The sequence below is a fragment of the Streptomyces aquilus genome, from assembly GCF_003955715.1.
GTDB classification, from domain to species: Bacteria; Actinomycetota; Actinomycetes; order Streptomycetales; family Streptomycetaceae; genus Streptomyces; species Streptomyces aquilus.
Genome location: NZ_CP034463.1, coordinates 6775856 through 6792381, shown reverse-complemented (window position 1 = coordinate 6792381; position 16526 = coordinate 6775856). Strand labels below are relative to the sequence as shown.

The window sequence follows — 16526 nt, the reverse complement described above, 5'->3', positions numbered from 1 at the left end:
TGCCGGGCTGTACATGCCACGGCCTCACCCCATGGTACGTGGGATTGACAGAGGCGGCCTCCGGGGGCCGGTTTCAGGCCTCCCGCGCGGCCTTCGAGCCGGTCGGACAGCGGCGGGCGGCGGCCTCCCGGCCACTGTCGCTCGGCGCGGCCTCGGCGCAGGGCCGGAGGTCGGAGCCGATCTCGTCCCAGGTGCGCACATGCCCCTTCACCGGGTCGACGTCCTCGCAGGTGTACGTGAAGTCGGCGTCGACGAGATCGACGTAGCTCCAGGCGTAGTAGGCGCCCTTGTGCAGCGCCGTCCCCTCCACGTAGGAGTCCCCGTGCCGGGTGTCCACCACCCCTCGCGCGCCGGCCTTCGACTCGTCGACGTCCAGGTGCTCGTCCAGCGCCGCGAGTACTCCCGATCTCCCCGCGCCGGGCGGCACGGGGGTGACCGTCCGGCTGTAGACGACGGTGTCGATGACCTCGAGCGGGGCCTTGTAGGACGCCGTCGTCCTCGCGATCGTTATGGGGGCGGCGAGCTTGGTCACCTTCTGCGTGCGCTCGACGCCCGACCAGGTGTACGTCCCGTCCGTGCAGGATCCCGCCCGCGTGTCCGAGTCACTGCACGCCGTCAGTCCTGCCGCGAGGGCGACCAGCGCCGCCCCCGCCACCCACGTCCGTCTCCGCATGTACATGCGGAGAATGATCCCCTACTTCTCCGTGGGGCTCGCCGAGGGGTGCGCTGCGCCCTTCCGCAGGAAGCCCATGTCCTCGAACACCGGGGTCTGGAAGCCGAAGGCGCCGGCGTTGGCGATGTTCGTGCGCGCGGCCGTCAGCTGGGGCCGCTGGTACAGCGGGATCGAGCCGGCGGCGGCCCAGATCCGGGAGTCGGCCTTGCGGATCAGGCCCCGGCTCTCGTCCTCGTCCAGCGTGGAGACGGCCTGGTCGAAGAGCTGGTCCACCTGGTCGGTGCCGACCCGGGTGTAGTTCTGCTCGACGTTCAGGGAACCGTCGGCCGCCGGGACCGGCTTGGCGTAGATGGGCCGGGCGTCGGTGGCGGGGAAGGCGGACGCGGGCCAGGAGTACAGGGCGAGGTCGAACTGGCCGGACGCGATGTGGTCCTTGAAGTAGCTCTCGTCCGCGACCTTGGTGATCTCGGTGCGGATACCGACCTTCTGGAGCATCCCGGAGATCCGGTCGGCCACCGTGCGCAGGGTCTGCGAGCCGGGCCCGGACGGCAGCACGAAGCGGAGCGTGAGCGGCTTGCCGTCCTTGGCGAGCGCCCCGGCCGCGGCGCCCGCCGGCGCGGCGGTGCCGCGGGGGGCGTAGGCGCCGGGGGCGCCGCCCTGCGTCAGCTTGTTCGCGTACTGCTTGCCGTCCTGCGCGAGGTGCTGGGAGCCGTCCCCGCTCTCCTGGTGCTTCCTGGGGTCCTGCTTCTTCTCCCGGTCCGCCTCGCGGAGCGCCTTGTCGGCCTCGCGCGGCGCCTTGTCGTCCTCGCCGACGATGTACGTCCCGTCCTCGGACTCCTCCTCGTCCGAGGAGTCCTTCTCGCCCTTGGACCCGGCGGTCTTCTCGCCCTTGGACCCGGCGGCCTTGTCGCCCTTCTTCTTCTCCTCCTTCAGCGGACCGCCCGGCACCCAGCCGGCGTCCGCGAGGAGGGCCTGCGCCTCCGCGGTGTCCTGGCCGCCGAGGGCGCCGCTGTTGTCGGCGTAGGCGGCCTGCCCGGAGAGCGCGAGGTGGCTGCCGACCGGCTCGGCGGGCAGACCGAGCGGGGTGAGCACGGCCGAGGCGAGGGCCTCGCGGTCGATGGCGCGGGCCACGGCACGGCGGACCCGCTCGTCGGCGAGGGGGCCCTCGGCGCCGTTGAGGGCCAGCTGGGTGTAGGCGGGCTCCAGGGAGCGGCGCACCTCGAAGCCGCGCAGGGCCTGCTGCTGCCGGGCGTACGCGGCGGCTTCCTCGCGCTGCTTCTCGCGGGCGCTGATCTCGTCGTCGGCGGCCTCCTCGTCGGTGCCCTTGGCGACGGCCCAGGAGCGCAGGGCGTCGGCGGCACTGAGGTTGCTGCCGGGTCCCATCAGCGGGGTGGCGCTCCGCGTGCCCTTCGCCGCCACGGTGATCCGCTTGACGGACTCCGGGTCGATCTCGGCCAGGTCGAGTTCACCGGCGGCGAGCGCGGCGGCCCGCTTGTCGCGGGGTACGGCGCGCAGCACGATCTCGTTGAGCTTGGCGGGGTGGCCCCACCAGCGCGGGTTGCGGGCGAGGGTGACCTCGTCGTCCTTGCGGTCGACCTTCTCCAGCGCGAAGGGACCTGCGGTGACCTTGAGCTTCTTGCGGGCGCTGTCGTTGAAGGAGTCCGGGGTGCCCATGACGTCCTTCGGGTACAGCGGGGAGAACAGCGACTTCCAGTCGGCGTACGGCCGCGCGAAGGTGACCTTGACCTCGAGGTCGTTCTTGCCGCGCTCGATCTTCTCGATGCGGTCGTAGCCGGCGTTGCGGGCCGTCCAGTAGGCGGTGTCCTTGCCGGACAGGGCGCGCCACTGGGCGGCGAAGTCGGCGGCGCCGATCTCGCGGCCGTCGCTCCAGACGGCCTGCTGGTTCAGCTTGTACAGCACGACCTGGCGGGGCTCGGTCTCGACGACCTCGGCCTTCTCCAGGTAGTCGGCGTCGAGCTGCGGGCGCCCGTTCGCGTCGAGCCGGTACATGGCCGGCAGGACGGCCTGGGCGACGCGGGTGGTGGTGGCGTCGGCGTCCGACTGGAAGGTGTTGAGGGTGTCCGGCACGGAGTCCACGGCCCAGCGCAGGGTGCCGCCGTCGGCGACCAGGGAGCGGTCGGCGAACCCGATGTCCGACGCCGCGAGCGGCTTGCCGGCCGGGTCCTCGGAACTGCACCCGGCGAGCAGCGGGACCGCGAGCGCGCCGGCGCTCAGGAAGGCGACCGAGCGCATCACAGCGCGCGGTGCGACGCCGTCGTGGGACATGCCGTCTACCTCCGGGGGTGCGCCGCCTGGTTTCGATCACGTTTGGCGGTATATGGAGCTGATCAGATGTATGCGGCCACTGAAGAGGAAAGGGTTCGGCAGGCGGTGGCGACACGGCGCAGACCGCCCGGAAGCCCACCCGTGCGGCGCAATGGACGGCATCCAGGGGGCGCGCACGGAGGCACACGATCCGCCAATCCATGCACGTCCCTTCACATGGGCCGGTGTGACGCGCAACACTCGCAGGCGCACATGAACGTTGCCGCCCTAAGTGAGGTCACGTCATGGCCCTGCACGACGAACTGGCGTCAGCCCAGCGCTGCCTCGACGAACTGCACCGGTATGTGAAGCGCCTGGAGCAGCAACTCGGCAGCGGTGGTCTGGAGATGCGCCGCGTCCGCGTCGACACCGACCGCCTGCGCGAGAGCCTCGCCCTGCTCAGGGACGCCGATCCCGCGCTCGCCCAGTCGAAGCGGACCGATCTCGTCTCCATCCCCGACACCCCGTACGACAACACCCTGTGGACGGACTCGGACGACGAGGGTCTCGGCGCCCATCACGGGCCCGGCCACTGAGCCGCCCCTCCACACCGACCGGAGTCATGAATTGGCCACTGGTACGGAACCTCATCCGAACAGCGGCGGCGTACGGTCCGGTACGCGCGCCGCGATCACCGCCCCTCATCTGCGGACCGACCGCTGGTGGCTGGCGCCCGCGGCCACCGCCGCCGGGCTGCTGGCCTTCGTCGTCTACTCGACCTGGCGGGCCTTCGCGGACACGGACTACTACGCGGCGCCGTACGTCTCGCCGTTCTACTCGCCCTGTCTGGCCGAGCGGTGCGAGACGATGCGCTCCGGGCCCAACTGGGAGATCTTCGGCGGCTGGTGGGGCATCTCCCCCGCGATCCTCATCCTGATCTTCCCGCTCGGCTTCCGCCTGACCTGCTACTACTACCGCAAGGCCTACTACCGGGGCTTCTGGGCGTCCCCGCCGGCCTGCGCGGTGGCCGAGCCGCACAAGAAGTACACCGGCGAGACCCGCTTCCCGCTGATCCTGCAGAACATCCACCGGTACTTCTTCTACGCCGCGCTCGTCGTCGCCGGGATCCTGACCTACGACACCGTGCTCTCCTTCCGCGACGAGCACTACGCGTGGGGCCACATGGGCCTGGGCACCCTGGTGTTCCTGGTCAACATCGTGCTGATCTGGGCGTACACCCTCTCCTGCCACTCCTGCCGGCACATCGTCGGCGGGCAGCTCAAGCACTTCTCCCGGCATCCCGTGCGCTACCGGGCCTGGCAGTGGGTCGGGAAGCTGAATGCCCGTCACATGCTGCTGGCCTGGGCGTCGTTGGTGAGCGTGGCACTCGCCGACTTCTACGTCTACCTGGTCGCCTCCGGCGCCTTCGACGATCCGAGGTTGTTCTGATGTCCGTGGTCGACCGCCAGGAGTGGGACGTCGTCGTGGTCGGTGCCGGGGGCGCCGGCCTCCGCGCCGCCATCGAGGCGCGCGAGCGTGGCGCCCGTACGGCAGTCATCTGCAAGTCGCTGTTCGGCAAGGCGCACACGGTGATGGCCGAGGGCGGCATCGCGGCGGCGATGGCGAACGCCAACGAGCACGACAGCTGGCAGGTGCACTTCCGCGACACCATGCGCGGCGGGAAGTTCCTCAACCAGTGGCGGATGGCCGAGCTGCACGCCCAGGAGGCCCCGCAGCGGGTGTGGGAGCTGGAGACCTGGGGCGCGCTGTTCGACCGTACGAAGGACGGCCGGATCTCCCAGCGCAACTTCGGCGGCCACGAGTACCCGCGCCTCGCCCACGTCGGCGACCGCACGGGCCTCGAACTCATCCGGACCCTCCAGCAGAAGATCGTCTCGCTGCAACAGCAGGACCACCGCGAGACGGGCGACTACGAGTCCCGGCTCAAGGTCTTCCAGGAGTGCACGGTCACCCGTGTCCTGAAGGACGGCTCACGCGTGAGTGGCGTCTTCGCCTACGAGCGCGAGTCCGGCCGTTTCTTCGTCCTGGAGGCGCCTTCCGTCGTCATCGCGACCGGCGGCATCGGCAAGTCGTTCAAGGTGACGTCGAACTCGTGGGAGTACACCGGCGACGGCCACGCACTCGCCCTGCTCGCGGGCGCCCCGCTGCTGAACATGGAGTTCGTGCAGTTCCACCCGACGGGCATGGTCTGGCCGCCGTCGGTGAAGGGCATCCTCGTCACCGAGTCGGTGCGCGGCGACGGCGGGGTGCTCAGGAACTCCGAGGGCAAGCGGTTCATGTTCGACTACGTCCCGGACGTCTTCAAGGAGAAGTACGCCGAGTCGGAGGAGGAGGGCGACCGCTGGTACGAGGACCCGGACCACAACCGGCGTCCGCCCGAGCTGCTCCCCCGCGACGAGGTGGCCCGCGCCATCAACTCCGAGGTGAAGGCGGGCCGCGGCTCCCCGCACGGCGGCGTGTTCCTGGACGTGTCGACGCGCATGCCCGCCGACGTCATCAAGCGCCGACTGCCGTCCATGTACCACCAGTTCAAGGAGCTGGCGGACGTCGACATCACCGCGGAGGCGATGGAGGTCGGGCCGACCTGTCACTACGTGATGGGCGGCATCGCGGTCGACTCGGACAGCGCGGCGGCCCGCGGGGTGCCCGGGCTGTACGCGGCCGGTGAGGTCGCGGGCGGCATGCACGGCTCCAACCGGCTCGGCGGCAACTCCCTTTCCGATCTGCTGGTGTTCGGCCGCAGGGCGGGCCTGCACGCCGCCGAGTACGCGGCCTCCCTCGCCTTCGAGCGCCCCGCGGTGGACGACGACCAGGTCGACTCGGCGGCGGCGGAGGCGCTGCGGCCGTTCTCGGCGGAGGGACCGGCGCCGGGCGAGGAGGACGGGCGCCCGCCGGAGAACCCGTACACCCTCCACCAGGAGCTCCAGCAGGCCATGAACGACCTGGTCGGCATCATCCGCCGCGAGGCCGAGATGGCGCAGGCCCTGGAGAAGCTGGCGGACCTGCGGGTACGGGCCCGACGCGCCGGGGTCGAGGGCCACCGCCAGTTCAACCCGGGCTGGCACCTCGCGCTCGACCTGCGCAACATGCTGCTGGTCAGCGAGTGCGTGGCGCGGGCGGCGCTGGAGCGCACCGAGTCGCGCGGCGGCCACACCCGCGAGGACCACCCGGCGATGGAACGCACGTGGCGCAACATCAACCTGCTGTGCCGACTGACCGACCCCACGGGCGGGTTGGCGGCCACGGACCCGGTCCGCGGTCAGATCGCCCTCACCCGGGAGACCACCGACCCCATCCGCGCCGACCTGCTCGCCCTCTTCGACAAGGAGGAGCTGGTCAAGTACCTCGCCGAAGAGGAGCTGTACGAGTGAGCAGCTACAAGGCCCAGTTCAAGGTGTGGCGGGGCGATGTGCGGGGCGGCGGCCTGGAGGACTTCACGGTCGAGGTGAACGACGGTGAGGTGGTCCTCGACATCATCCACCGCCTTCAGGCCACCCAGGCCCCCGATCTCGCCGTCCGCTGGAACTGCAAGGCGGGCAAGTGCGGTTCGTGCTCGGCGGAGGTCAACGGGCGGCCGCGGCTGATGTGCATGACCCGCATGTCGGTGTTCACCCGCGAGGAGACGATCACCGTCACCCCGCTGCGGGCCTTCCCCGTCGTCCGCGACCTGGTGACCGACGTCGGCTTCAACTACGAGAAGGCGCGCGAGGTCCCGGCGTTCGTGCCGCCGCAGGACCTGGGGCCGGGCGAGTACCGGATGATGCAGGAGGACGTGGACCGCTCGCAGGAGTTCCGCAAGTGCATCGAGTGCTTCCTGTGCCAGGACACCTGCCATGTGGTCCGCGACCACGAGGAGAACAAGCGGGCGTTCGCGGGTCCGCGCTTCCTGATGCGGGTGGCCGAGCTGGACATGCACCCGCTGGACGCGGCGGAAAAATCGGGCCTGGACCGCAAGACCACCGCCCAGGACGAACACGGCCTCGGCTACTGCAACATCACCAAGTGCTGCACCGAGGTCTGCCCGGAGGGCATCAAGATCACGGACAACGCGCTGATCCCGCTGAAGGAGCGGGCGGTGGACCGCAAGTACGACCCGCTGGTGTGGCTGGGGTCGAAGATCAGGAGGAGGTCCTCATAGCGAGCCGCTGCACGTACAGCCCGAGCGCGAACACCGCCATGCCGGCCATCGCGTACGGCACGTGCCGCATGCTCGGCCCGTAGAGCGGCCCGACGAACAGGAAGGTGCCGATCCCGGCCTGCCCGATCAGCGTGCCGTACCCCCACATCCTGGGCCGGGCCACTTTGGCGCGCCCCCGCCCCGGCAGCAGCCACCCGGCGGTGGCCGCGGCGCCGCCGATCACCAGTCCGGCCGTGAGCACCACGACGGCCGCGATCACCAACATCTCGTGCACGTCGATCATCGTCGCACCAGGTCGAGGACGTGCACCAGGTTGTGCTCGGCAATACCGCGCATGAATTCCGTAAAGGGAAAGTCCCCGTCCAGCAGCCGCAACGGCCCGGCGACCAGGGACAGCCGCATGGCGAGCCGGTAGAGCCGGAGCCGGTCCTCGTCGAGGTCCGGGACGCGGAGGGCCTCGTAGGCGTCCCCGAACCGGATCTCCAGGAAGACGTGCTCCCACTCCACGTCGAAGTAGAGCAGCCCTTCGATGTCGATGAGGGCGAGTTCGCCGTCCTGGGTCAACAGGACGTGATCGGGGCCGAGTTCACCGTGGATGAGGGTGTGGCGCTCGCGCGGCCGGACCCGTGCCGCCAACTCCCCCGCCCGCTCCACCAGTCGCTCCCGTACGGCGGCGGCGCGCGGCTCCCGTCCGGCGACCTCCGCGATGTCGCGCAGGGCGCCCTCCAGGACCCGCTGTTCGCACGACGTGCCGTACGAGGTGCCGCCGCCGTCGACGAGGGCGACCTTGCCGAAGCGGGGGCCGGTGTGGGTGTGCAGGATGTCGAGGAGGGCCGCCAGCCGGTCCAGGAGGGCCGGGTCGCGGGGCAGGGCCGCTTCCAGGCTGCCTCCGGGGAGGTCCTCGACGACCGCCTGCCGGGCCTCGGCGTCGACGTGCAGCAGGCGGGGTGTGCGGACGCCCGCGGCCGCCAGGCGGTCGTGCGCGGCGGCGAAGAGGCCGAGGCCCGTGCCGTGGGAGAACGGGTCGCGGAGGTCGGAGGGGCCCGCGTCCCAGTAGTCCTCGTCCGGCGACCAGACGTAGGCGATCGCGCTGAAGCCGTCGTCGAAGGCGAGCCGGTAGACGCCCTTCTTGCTGCCGCCGCGCAGCCGGGTGGCGTCGACGAGGGTGCGGTTGCCGCCGACGGCGGCGCGGGCGAGGGGGGCGAGGTCGGCGCGGGTGAGAGGCCGGCGGGAGGCGGTCATCCGCCCGATCCTGGCATCCGGCCCCGGCAGCCGCAGCCGGATTTCACCGCACCCCGGCCCGTACGGACCTCTCGCCCCTCTCCGTCCCCTGCCGCCTCCCTGCGCCTCTTCCCGGTCGCGCCCCCGCATTCCTGCTCATACGCTCCGAAATGTGACGTCATCCTTGATACGGGGCCGGCCGCGGCGGGCGACCTCGCACATATCCGCGCGGGTCGCGCACACCCTGCTGGGTGTGCTGATCGGCGTGCTGTGGCTGGTGCTGCCGGGGATGACGATCGAGCACCGCGCCCCGGCGGCCGACGGCCGCGCGCAGGCGGCCGCACCGTCCCTCGCGCAGGAGGAGGACGAGTCGTCGGCCGCCGACCTGGTGCTGCCGCTGGTGGTCGCGGGCGCGGCGGCGGTGGTGGCCGGCTACGCGTACGTACGGCGGTCGCGGCGCACCCGGACCCGGACCACCCCCGGCGGCGCCCCCGCCCCGCTCGCCGCGTCACCGCCGCCGGCCGAACTGGACGAGCAGGCCCGGGTGTTGCTGGTGGCCGCCGACGACAGTGTCCGCACCAGCCGTGAGGAGCTGGCCTTCGTCGAGGCCCGGTTCGGGGAGAGCGCGGTGGCGTCCACGGTCCTCGCGCTGCGGGGCGCGGAGGCCGAGCTGCGGGCCGCTTTCCGGATGCGGCAGCAGTACGACGACGGCGTACCGGAGGAGGCCGCGGCCCGGCAGCACGCGCTCGCCGGGATCGTGGGCCGCTGCGAGGAGGCCGGGCGGCGGCTGGACGAGGCCGCGGCCGGCGTCGACCAGCTGCGCGGCCTGGAGCAGGGGGCGGGTGAGGCGCTGGGGCTGGCCGAGACCCGGTTCCGGGCGCTCACCGGCCGCACCCGGGCCGTCGACGCGCTGCTCGCCGACCTGACCGCCCGGTACGGCCCCGCCGCCGTCGCCGAGGTCACCGGATACGGGGAGCAGGCCAAGGACCGGCTCGTCTTCGCCACCCTCCGCCTCAACCAGGCCCGCCAGGCCGGCGACCTCGCCGCCCACGACCGGGCCGCCGTGCATCTGCGCGCCGCCGAGGGCGCGATCGCCCAGGCCGCCGTCTTCCTCCACGGCGTCGAACGCCTCGGCACGGAGCTCTCCGGGGCCGCGGCCCTGGTACCGGCCGCGCTGACCGGCGCGGAGGCGGAGATCGCGCGGACCCAGCGGTCGGCGCGGGCCCAGGTGCCCGTCGGCGAGCTGCGGGCGCGGATCGTGCACGCCGACAACGTCCTGGCCTTCGTACGGGACGAGCTGGCGAGTGAGGCTCCCTACGACCCGCTCGACGCCCTGCGCCGGATCGTGCGGGCGGTCGCGCCGCTCGCCGCGGAACCGACGGCCGGGGTGCTGGGGGCCGCCGCCGCGCTGGCGGCGAGGACCGCCGTGGCGGGCGCGGACGACTTCGTCGCGACGCACCGGGGTGCGGTGGGCGCCACGGCCCGCACCCGGCTGGCGGAGGCGGTGCGGCTGCTGGACGAGGACCCGGTGGCCGCCGACGCGCTCGCCGTCGAGGCCCGTGACCTCGCCGAGCAGGACGTCCGCGTGCACGGCAACCCCGTCGCCGGGGCCGCCGAGCACGAGAGCGGGATCGCCGGGGCGGTGCTCGGCGGCATCCTGCTGGACGGCGGGGCGGCGGCGAGCTTCGGCGGCCCGCGCGGCCGGGGGCGCCGCGCCTGACCTGAGTGCCTAGAAGAGGCTCAGCAACGCCTCCGCCGGGTCCGTCAGGCCCGTCTCGCCGTCCGGCAGCGGCAGTTCGAACCACACCGTCTTCCCGCGCGGCGTACGGCGTGAGCCCCAGGCCGCGCTGAGCAGGCCGACCAGTTGCAGGCCCCGGCCGCCCTCGTCGGTGTCGCGGGCGCGGCGGCGGCGCGGCTGGACCAGGCCGGAGTCCCAGACCTCGCAGACCAGGGTGCGGTCGAGGAGGAGTCTCAGCCTGATCTCGCCCTCGCCGTACCGCAGGGCGTTGGTCACCAGCTCGCTGACCAGCAGTTCCGTGGTGTCGACCAGCGGCTCCAGGTCCCAGCTGAGCAGCTGCCCGCGCGCGTACTCCCGGGCCCGGCCCACGCTGCGCGGCTCGCGCGGCAGGGTCCAGTCGCCGACGGAGTCGGTGGGCAGGCCCTGGACACGGGCCATCAGCAGGGCGATGTCGTCCTCGCCGTGGTGGGTGTCGAGGGTGTTGAGGACGTGGTCGCAGACGTCCTCCAGCGGGCGGCTCGGGTCGGTCAGCGCGCCCACGAACGCCTGGAGGCCCTCGTCGAGGGGGTGATCGCGGCTTTCGACCAGTCCATCCGTGTAGAGCGCGAGCAGAGCGCCCTCGGGAAGGTCGACCTCGACCTCCTCGAAGGGCTCCCCGCCGACGCCGAGCGGCATGCCCGGCGGGACGTCCAGCATCAGCGCCGCCTCGCCGGGTTCGACGAGGACGGGCGGCAGATGACCGGCGTTGGCGAAGGTGCAGCGGCGGGTGACGGAGTCGTAGACGGCGTACACGCAGGTCGCCAGGTACACCTCGGACAGGTCGGCCTCGCGGGGCCGGCGGGCGGCCCGGGTGGCCTGCTGGACACCGCCGGGCGCTCCCAGCCCGCGCGCGATCTCGTCCAACGCGCTCAGCACTTCCGCCGGTTCGAGGTCGAGAAGGGCCAGGGTGCGGACGGCGGAGCGGAGTTCACCCATCGCCACGGCGGCACGCAGTCCGCGCCCCATGACGTCCCCGACCACCAACGCCGTACGGTGCCCGGGCAGTTCGATGACGTCGAACCAGTCGCCGCCGACCTCGCTGGGCCGGTCGGAGGAGGAGTTGCCGGGCCGGTAGCGGCAGGCGATGTCGAGGCCGGCGGCGACCGGGTCGCCCGGCGGCAGCAGGGACCGCTGCAACATCAGCGCCCGCTCGTGCTCCCGCCGGTACAGCCGCGCGTTGTCGATACAGACCGCGGCCCGCGCCGCCAGCTCGACGGCCAGCTCCCGGTCCCGGTCCCCGAACGGCTCACTGCCCTTGGTCCGCGCGAACTGCGCCAGGCCTACGACGGTGTCGTGGGCGACCATCGGCACGGCGAGCGTGGACTGCACGAGGCCGCCCTCCTCGGCCGGGATGTACTGCGGGCGGGCGGTGCGCAGGGCGTCCGCGCAGGGCGAGTTGAAGGGGTAGTGGTGGACGGCGCCGACCGCTATGGGCGGGCCCGAGCCGGCGAAGGGGGCGTCGGAGACGGCGCTGGCGAAGGCGACCCGGCGCAGTTCGGCGCTGCCGTCCGCGAGCCCGGGCGGGGTCTCGTCGCCGGCCAGGAGGCCCTGGTAGAGATCGACGGTCGCCAGGTCGCAGAAGCCGGGGACGACGACGTCGAGGAGTTCGCGGGCGGTGGTCTCCAGGTCGAGGGAGTTGCCGATACGGGCACCGGCCTCGTTGAGAAGGGCGAGATTGCGCCGCGCGGCGGCGGCTTCCCGGGCGGCCTGGCGGCGGGCGGTGATGTCGATGGCGAGCCAGGCGATGCCGATGGGGCGTCCGGAGCCGCTGTGCACCCGGTAGAGGTTGACCGACCAGTGCCGGCGGTCCTCGGAGCCCGGCACGAAGCCCGTGACGTGCATGTCCGTGATGGAGTCGCCGGTGTCCAGGACCCGGCGCAGGGTGGCCGCCACCCGCTCGGCCTCGGGACGCGGCAGGTAGTCGTGGACACCCTTGCCCCGGTGCTCGTCCGGAGTCCCGCCGAACACGGTGGCGAACCGCTGGTTGGCGCGGCGGACCCGCAGGTCGGGGTCGATCAGCAGGAAACCGAACGGAGATTGACCGAATATCGACTGCGAGGCGGCGAGGTCGGTCTCGATGCTGCGCAGGGTGCGGACGTCGACGACGATGCAGACGGCGGCCTTCGCGCCGTCCTCGGTCCGCGTCGGCATGACATAGACCTCGGCGAGGCCCTCCGTACCGGGGGTGCCGTCCTCGCCGTCCGGGGAGCGGAAGGGGACGACGCCGGTCCACTCGCGGCCGTCGAGGATCTCGGCCATCTTGCGCTGGCCGATCTCGCGCCGGTCCGGGTCGATGAACGCCTCGATGGGATCCATGCCGACCGCCTGCTCGGCGGAGATCCCGAAGACCTGCTCGGCGCGCAGGCTCCACTGGTCGACGAGACCGTCGGGGCCGATGGAGAAGGACGCGACCTTGATGTAGTCGTAGATCGAGCCGGGCGGACTGCTCTGCCACATGGCGTCACCCTGTGGGGCCACGGCCTCACATGCGGCCTGTGACCTCGCGCCGCCCGACGGGTCCTCGGACTCCGTGGCCTTCGCTGGTATCTCGCTCACGCGAACCGTCCCCTCCAGCTCACCGCGCCCGGCACCGGTCACCGGCAACGGCTGCCCGCAGTATCCAGCACTACGGCGCCGCACAACACGGTGTTCACGATCACAGCACGGTCCCAGCGTTTTTTGGACCGCACCGCGACAACACTTCCAGTCTTCTAACCAGCCAACACGCAGTCGAACCACCCGCTCCGACAACCGTCAGTGGCCTGAACCAGCCGGTGGACAGTGCGGGCGCACGCGTACACCCCGTACGCCCCCGGTGCGCCGCCGCGTTCACTGGGGCACCGCGAGCTCGAACCACACCGTCTTCCCGGCCGCGCCGGGGCGGGTACCCCAACGGCGCGAGGAATGGGCGACCAGCTGAAGACCCCGGCCGCTCTCGTCCTCCGGCAGCGCGACGCGCTCGCGGGGCGGGTCCGGGAGCGGGTCGGAGACCTCCACCAGGAGGACGGCGTCGAGGCCGGTGGGACGGACGAGGCGGACGCCGATCGGGCCGGTGGCGTGCCGCAGGGAGTTGGTGACCAGTTCGCTCACCAGCAGGGCGGTGATGTCGGCCATGCTGTCGAGGCCCCAGTCGCGCAGTCGTCCGCGGACGGCTCCGCGGGCGGCACGGACGGCGCCGGGGTCCGCGGGGAACGACCACTCGGCGCAGTCGCCTTCGGTGTCGATCACGCCGATCACTTCCCAGGCCACACCCATGTCCGGTTTCGTGGGGTTAATGGGCACATACCCGATATCCGGTGGGGATTACCGTGCGGCGGGGCGCACTGTGGTGCGAACGGGGGTATGCGGGGGCGCCTAGGAGGCAAGCAGCCTGGTCGCCACTTCCCGGACCGCCGGGATGTCCTGGTCCAACCACGGCACGTCCCACAGCTCGTCGCGGCTCAGCCAGCGGAGTTCGTCGTGGTCCTGGAGGGGCTTGGGATCGGGGGAACCCGGGAGCAGGCGGACCGTCCAGACCTGGAGGACGTACGGGACCCGAAGGGGCCACTCGCCCGGGATCCGGTCCCCCACCTCCGTCTCCACGCCCAGCTCCTCGCGGAGTTCTCGCACCAGGGCCGCCTCGGGAGTCTCGCCCGGTTCGACCTTGCCGCCCGGGAGTTCCCAGCGGCCCGCCAACTCGGGTGGGGCGCTGCGGCGGGCGGCCAGGAGGCGGCCGGCGTCGAGAAGGGCGGCTCCCACCACCACGGTGCGTTCGGTCATGCGGCGGAGCCTAGGCGTTGCGGGTGGCCTCGCCGTTCTGGCCGATGCGCTCGACCCAGTACAGCTGCTTGTGTCCGCGGTCGTCGAGGCTGTCGGCGATCTTCTGGGCCTCGGCGCGGGTGGCATAGCGGCCCACGCGGTAGCGGTTGCCGTTGTCGTCCTGTCGTATGACGAGCCAGGGAAGAGTGATCGTGCTGTCGTTCATCGCCCCCCACTGCTCCTTCCCGACAACGCCCCGCCCGCTAAGGAAACCGCAATCCGCATATGCCCGAGCCTACGCCTAACCTTTACGCAGCGAATACGCATTTTCACAAAGAGGTACGCAACCGGCCAGAACGAGGGGGGCGTGCGGAGGCGAACGCGCCGTGCGCAGACGTCGATGCGTCCGGTCAGAGGCGTATCCGCGCGTAGGGGGTCACCTGCGAGAACGGCCAGAATCCAACGCCGTTCGAAGGAGCGGCCGTTGAACCGTCGCCGGGGCAACAGCCGTAAAGGTGTGCGCTACTTCACCGGAAGGTGGTACGCGACGCGGTAGCGGTCGGCCGGGATGACCACGTCGGCCGTCTCCACGGGGCGGCCGGAGGCGTAGAACGTGCGATGGACGACCACGACGACATGACCGGGGACGCCGCCCAGGGCGAGGAGTTCCTCGGCGAGGCCGGGGCGGGCGCCGACCTCCTCGGTGACGTTGTCCACGATCACGTCGATGGCCGCCATGCGCTCGACGACGCCCATGCCGCCGAGTGGGCCCTCCTCGGGGAGCATCACGGGGGTGCGGCCGGTGACCGCGAGGGGTTCCCAGGAGGTGGAGAGCATCATCGGCTCGCCGTTGTCCCGGTAGACGTACTTGGTGCACATCACGCGGTCGCCGGGGCGGATCGCGAGCCGCTCGGCGACGGCGACGCTGGCCTCGGCCTGGCGGCTGCTGGACTCCCAGGTGCCGCGCGCGTCGGCGTCCGCCTGCTCCTGGCGGAAGGGCGTCGCCCCGCCGTCCGGGCGGAAGCCGGAGCGGGCGACCCTGCGGGGTACGGGCCGCTCACGGACGTACGTCCCGGAGCCGGAGCGGCCCTCGACCAGGCCCTCGGCCATCAGCACCTTGCGGGCCTCCAGGGCGACGGTGTCCGAGACGCCGTACTCCTCGCGGATTCTGGCCTGGGAGGGCAACCGGGTGTGCGGTGGCAGCGAACCGTCGACGATCTTCTTGCGCAGATCACCCGCGACACGCAGATACGCCGGCTGCTCACCGAAAGTCACTGGCCGCTCCCATCAGGTTGTACAGACAGCAACAGCGTGGCAACCGTGGGTTGAGCCATGCAAGCAAAGGCCAGAGAATCACTCGATGTAGTGACATGTGGTGTCGGCGGGCTTTACGCAGGCACTTTCTCCCCGCTATAGCGGGGATCACACATCGAGCTCGCCCGCGTCCCCGTCGCCGCCCCCGCCGTCGTAGTCCTCGTCGTACGACGGCACCGTGGTGGCCAGCCCCAGAGCCTCGCGGGCGGTGACGGTGGTGTCGCCGTCGATGTACTCGTACCCGGCGTCGTAGTGCTCGTAGTAGGCGTCGACGTTCTTCGCCGCGGCGGCCTTCGCCCACTCCTTGCGGGCCGCCTCCAGGTCGGAGGCGAGGTCGGCGACGGCCTTCTCGCTGTCGGCGGGCCAGGAGCGGGCACGCAGCGCCTCGGCCTGCTCGTCGAGGGTGGTGCCGACCTCGCCCGCCCACTTCCGGTTCGCCGGCAGGTCGTCCTCGGCGTAGTCCTCGGGCTGCTCGTACAGCACCCCGTCCAGCGCGTTGGCCGACTTCAGGAAGGCGATCTGGTCCGCGTCGAGCTTGGTGGCGTCGTTGCGCAGCGAGCCGGTCAGGCTCTTCTTCTCGTCGACGTTCCCGAAGACGCAGGTGATCTCGCGGTCGCCGAAGGTCCAGCTCTCCTTGGACGGCACCAGGTAGTAGACGTCCACGTCGTCCGGTACGGCCCACGCGTCCATCGCGTAGTCCTCCTGGAGCGCGTAGCACTTGTCGTCGGCCAGGTCGGTGACCTCGTCGTCACCGGGGAAGGTGCCTGCCGGCAGGGTGACGACGGCGAACACCTCGCCGTGGTGGGCGTCGGTGCAGGGCACCTCGTCGACGTCGTAGGCGTCGCCGTGGAGGGAGCCGGTGCCCGAGTCGAAGCAGTCGCCCTTGGCGAGCGCGAAGGCGGTGCCGTCGCCGCGCGCGGCGTCCTTGAAGCCGTCGACCGCGTCGGACACCACCCCGGTCGACAGCGACACCGTCCACAGCACCAGCCCGACGACGGACAGCACGGACCCGGCGATCGCCATGCCCTTGCCGCGTTCGCCCCTCTTCTTGATCTGCGCGAGCGCGATCAGCCCCAGGACCAGCCCTACCGCCGGCAGGAAGCAGAGGATGCCGAGCACCAGGGCGGCGATGGCGACGCCGTTGACGGGCACGGGCTGCGCGTATCCGCCGTAGCCGTACCCCCAGGGCCCTGGCGGGGTGAAGGGGCCCGGCGGGTACGGCCCCTGGGGCTGGTGCGGGCCGGGAGGCGGAGGTATGGACACGGGTACCGTGCTCCTGGTTCGGGCTGGGGTGGCGAACTGTCGTACGACTGGGCGCATGGTAAGCGCAGGGTGAGCGGGGGCGGAACGGTGGTCACGAACGCCGCGATTCAGGCGGT

The 16526-nt window shown here is 71.9% G+C and carries 15 protein-coding genes; 5 read left to right on the top strand and 10 right to left on the bottom strand.

Annotated features, from left to right (window positions below):
* Positions 1 to 73: 73 nt before the first annotated feature.
* Together EJC51_RS31470 and EJC51_RS31465 are read right to left on the bottom strand one after the other, a co-directional pair.
* Positions 74 to 679, bottom strand: coding sequence for a hypothetical protein (locus EJC51_RS31470; RefSeq protein ID WP_126274166.1), 606 nt, complete (start codon positions 677 to 679; stop codon positions 74 to 76).
* Between the two features lie 15 nt (positions 680 to 694).
* Entirely contained in the window at positions 695 to 2959 is a 2265-nt protein-coding gene (locus EJC51_RS31465; RefSeq protein ID WP_126274165.1) for an ABC transporter family substrate-binding protein, read from the bottom strand.
* Between the two features lie 284 nt (positions 2960 to 3243).
* Here EJC51_RS31465 and EJC51_RS31460 point away from each other — a divergent pair, with 284 nt between their 5' ends.
* The 4 genes from EJC51_RS31460 to EJC51_RS31445 are packed head-to-tail and all read left to right on the top strand — an operon-like array spanning position 3244 to position 7097.
* Positions 3244 to 3534 (top strand): hypothetical protein, encoded by a 291-nt coding sequence (locus EJC51_RS31460; protein WP_126274164.1) that lies wholly within the window; start codon positions 3244 to 3246, stop codon positions 3532 to 3534.
* 31 nt (positions 3535 to 3565) lie between these two features.
* Complete coding sequence (locus EJC51_RS31455; RefSeq protein WP_126274163.1) at positions 3566 to 4387, top strand: hypothetical protein; 822 nt, start codon at positions 3566 to 3568, stop codon at positions 4385 to 4387.
* A complete protein-coding gene (locus EJC51_RS31450; protein ID WP_126274162.1) occupies positions 4387 to 6330 on the top strand; it encodes a fumarate reductase/succinate dehydrogenase flavoprotein subunit in 1944 nt (647 codons plus the stop codon). The genes EJC51_RS31455 and EJC51_RS31450 overlap by 1 nt, the downstream gene beginning before the upstream one ends.
* Positions 6327 to 7097, top strand: coding sequence for a succinate dehydrogenase/fumarate reductase iron-sulfur subunit (locus EJC51_RS31445; protein ID WP_126274161.1), 771 nt, complete (start codon positions 6327 to 6329; stop codon positions 7095 to 7097). The genes EJC51_RS31450 and EJC51_RS31445 overlap by 4 nt, the downstream gene beginning before the upstream one ends.
* Here EJC51_RS31445 and EJC51_RS31440 read toward each other — a convergent pair.
* Both EJC51_RS31440 and EJC51_RS31435 read right to left on the bottom strand, forming a co-directional pair.
* The gene (locus tag EJC51_RS31440; RefSeq protein ID WP_126274160.1) at positions 7078 to 7380 is read right to left on the bottom strand and encodes a hypothetical protein; all 303 of its coding nucleotides are present in this window, start codon (positions 7378 to 7380) and stop codon (positions 7078 to 7080) included. The genes EJC51_RS31445 and EJC51_RS31440 overlap by 20 nt on opposite strands.
* Positions 7377 to 8339 carry a phosphotransferase gene (locus tag EJC51_RS31435; RefSeq protein WP_126274159.1) on the bottom strand — a complete coding sequence of 321 codons (963 nt, stop codon included), beginning with the start codon at positions 8337 to 8339 and terminating at the stop codon, positions 7377 to 7379. The genes EJC51_RS31440 and EJC51_RS31435 overlap by 4 nt, the downstream gene beginning before the upstream one ends.
* A 268-nt stretch (positions 8340 to 8607) precedes the next feature.
* Between EJC51_RS31435 and EJC51_RS31430 the strand changes: the two genes are divergently transcribed.
* Positions 8608 to 10038 (top strand): hypothetical protein, encoded by a 1431-nt coding sequence (locus EJC51_RS31430; protein WP_244363482.1) that lies wholly within the window; start codon positions 8608 to 8610, stop codon positions 10036 to 10038.
* 9 nt (positions 10039 to 10047) lie between these two features.
* Here EJC51_RS31430 and EJC51_RS31425 read toward each other — a convergent pair whose 3' ends face one another.
* The 6 genes from EJC51_RS31425 to EJC51_RS31400 form a co-directional block, all read right to left on the bottom strand.
* Positions 10048 to 12651 (bottom strand): SpoIIE family protein phosphatase, encoded by a 2604-nt coding sequence (locus tag EJC51_RS31425; RefSeq protein ID WP_126274157.1) that lies wholly within the window; start codon positions 12649 to 12651, stop codon positions 10048 to 10050.
* A gap of 273 nt (positions 12652 to 12924) precedes the next feature.
* Positions 12925 to 13350, bottom strand: coding sequence for an ATP-binding protein (locus tag EJC51_RS31420; protein WP_126274156.1), 426 nt, complete (start codon positions 13348 to 13350; stop codon positions 12925 to 12927).
* Between the two features lie 99 nt (positions 13351 to 13449).
* Entirely contained in the window at positions 13450 to 13854 is a 405-nt protein-coding gene (locus EJC51_RS31415) for a (deoxy)nucleoside triphosphate pyrophosphohydrolase (protein WP_126274155.1), read from the bottom strand.
* A gap of 10 nt (positions 13855 to 13864) precedes the next feature.
* Entirely contained in the window at positions 13865 to 14059 is a 195-nt protein-coding gene (locus EJC51_RS31410; RefSeq protein ID WP_059192548.1) for an SPOR domain-containing protein, read from the bottom strand.
* A 296-nt stretch (positions 14060 to 14355) separates the two neighbouring features.
* Positions 14356 to 15108, bottom strand: a complete 753-nt coding sequence (locus EJC51_RS31405) for a GntR family transcriptional regulator (protein WP_059192549.1) — start codon at positions 15106 to 15108, stop codon at positions 14356 to 14358.
* 147 nt (positions 15109 to 15255) lie between these two features.
* A complete protein-coding gene (locus EJC51_RS31400; RefSeq protein WP_126274154.1) occupies positions 15256 to 16410 on the bottom strand; it encodes a DUF4190 domain-containing protein in 1155 nt (384 codons plus the stop codon).
* Between the last annotated feature and the right edge of the window lie 116 nt (positions 16411 to 16526).

Excerpts from the sequence above, each read along its gene's own strand:
- EJC51_RS31470 (WP_126274166.1), bottom strand. The coding sequence starts at position 679 with ATGTACATGCGGAGACGGACGTGGGTGGCGGGGGCGGCGCTGGTCGCC.
- EJC51_RS31450 (WP_126274162.1), top strand. The coding sequence starts at position 4,387 with ATGTCCGTGGTCGACCGCCAGGAGTGGGACGTCGTCGTGGTCGGTGCC.
- EJC51_RS31410 (WP_059192548.1), bottom strand. The coding sequence starts at position 14,059 with ATGAACGACAGCACGATCACTCTTCCCTGGCTCGTCATACGACAGGAC.
- EJC51_RS31420 (WP_126274156.1), bottom strand. The coding sequence starts at position 13,350 with ATGGGTGTGGCCTGGGAAGTGATCGGCGTGATCGACACCGAAGGCGAC.
- EJC51_RS31460 (WP_126274164.1), top strand. The coding sequence starts at position 3,244 with ATGGCCCTGCACGACGAACTGGCGTCAGCCCAGCGCTGCCTCGACGAA.
- EJC51_RS31465 (WP_126274165.1), bottom strand. The coding sequence starts at position 2,959 with ATGTCCCACGACGGCGTCGCACCGCGCGCTGTGATGCGCTCGGTCGCC.
- EJC51_RS31440 (WP_126274160.1), bottom strand. The coding sequence starts at position 7,380 with ATGATCGACGTGCACGAGATGTTGGTGATCGCGGCCGTCGTGGTGCTC.
- EJC51_RS31430 (WP_244363482.1), top strand. The coding sequence starts at position 8,608 with ATGACGATCGAGCACCGCGCCCCGGCGGCCGACGGCCGCGCGCAGGCG.
- EJC51_RS31435 (WP_126274159.1), bottom strand. The coding sequence starts at position 8,339 with ATGACCGCCTCCCGCCGGCCTCTCACCCGCGCCGACCTCGCCCCCCTC.
- EJC51_RS31415 (WP_126274155.1), bottom strand. The coding sequence starts at position 13,854 with ATGACCGAACGCACCGTGGTGGTGGGAGCCGCCCTTCTCGACGCCGGC.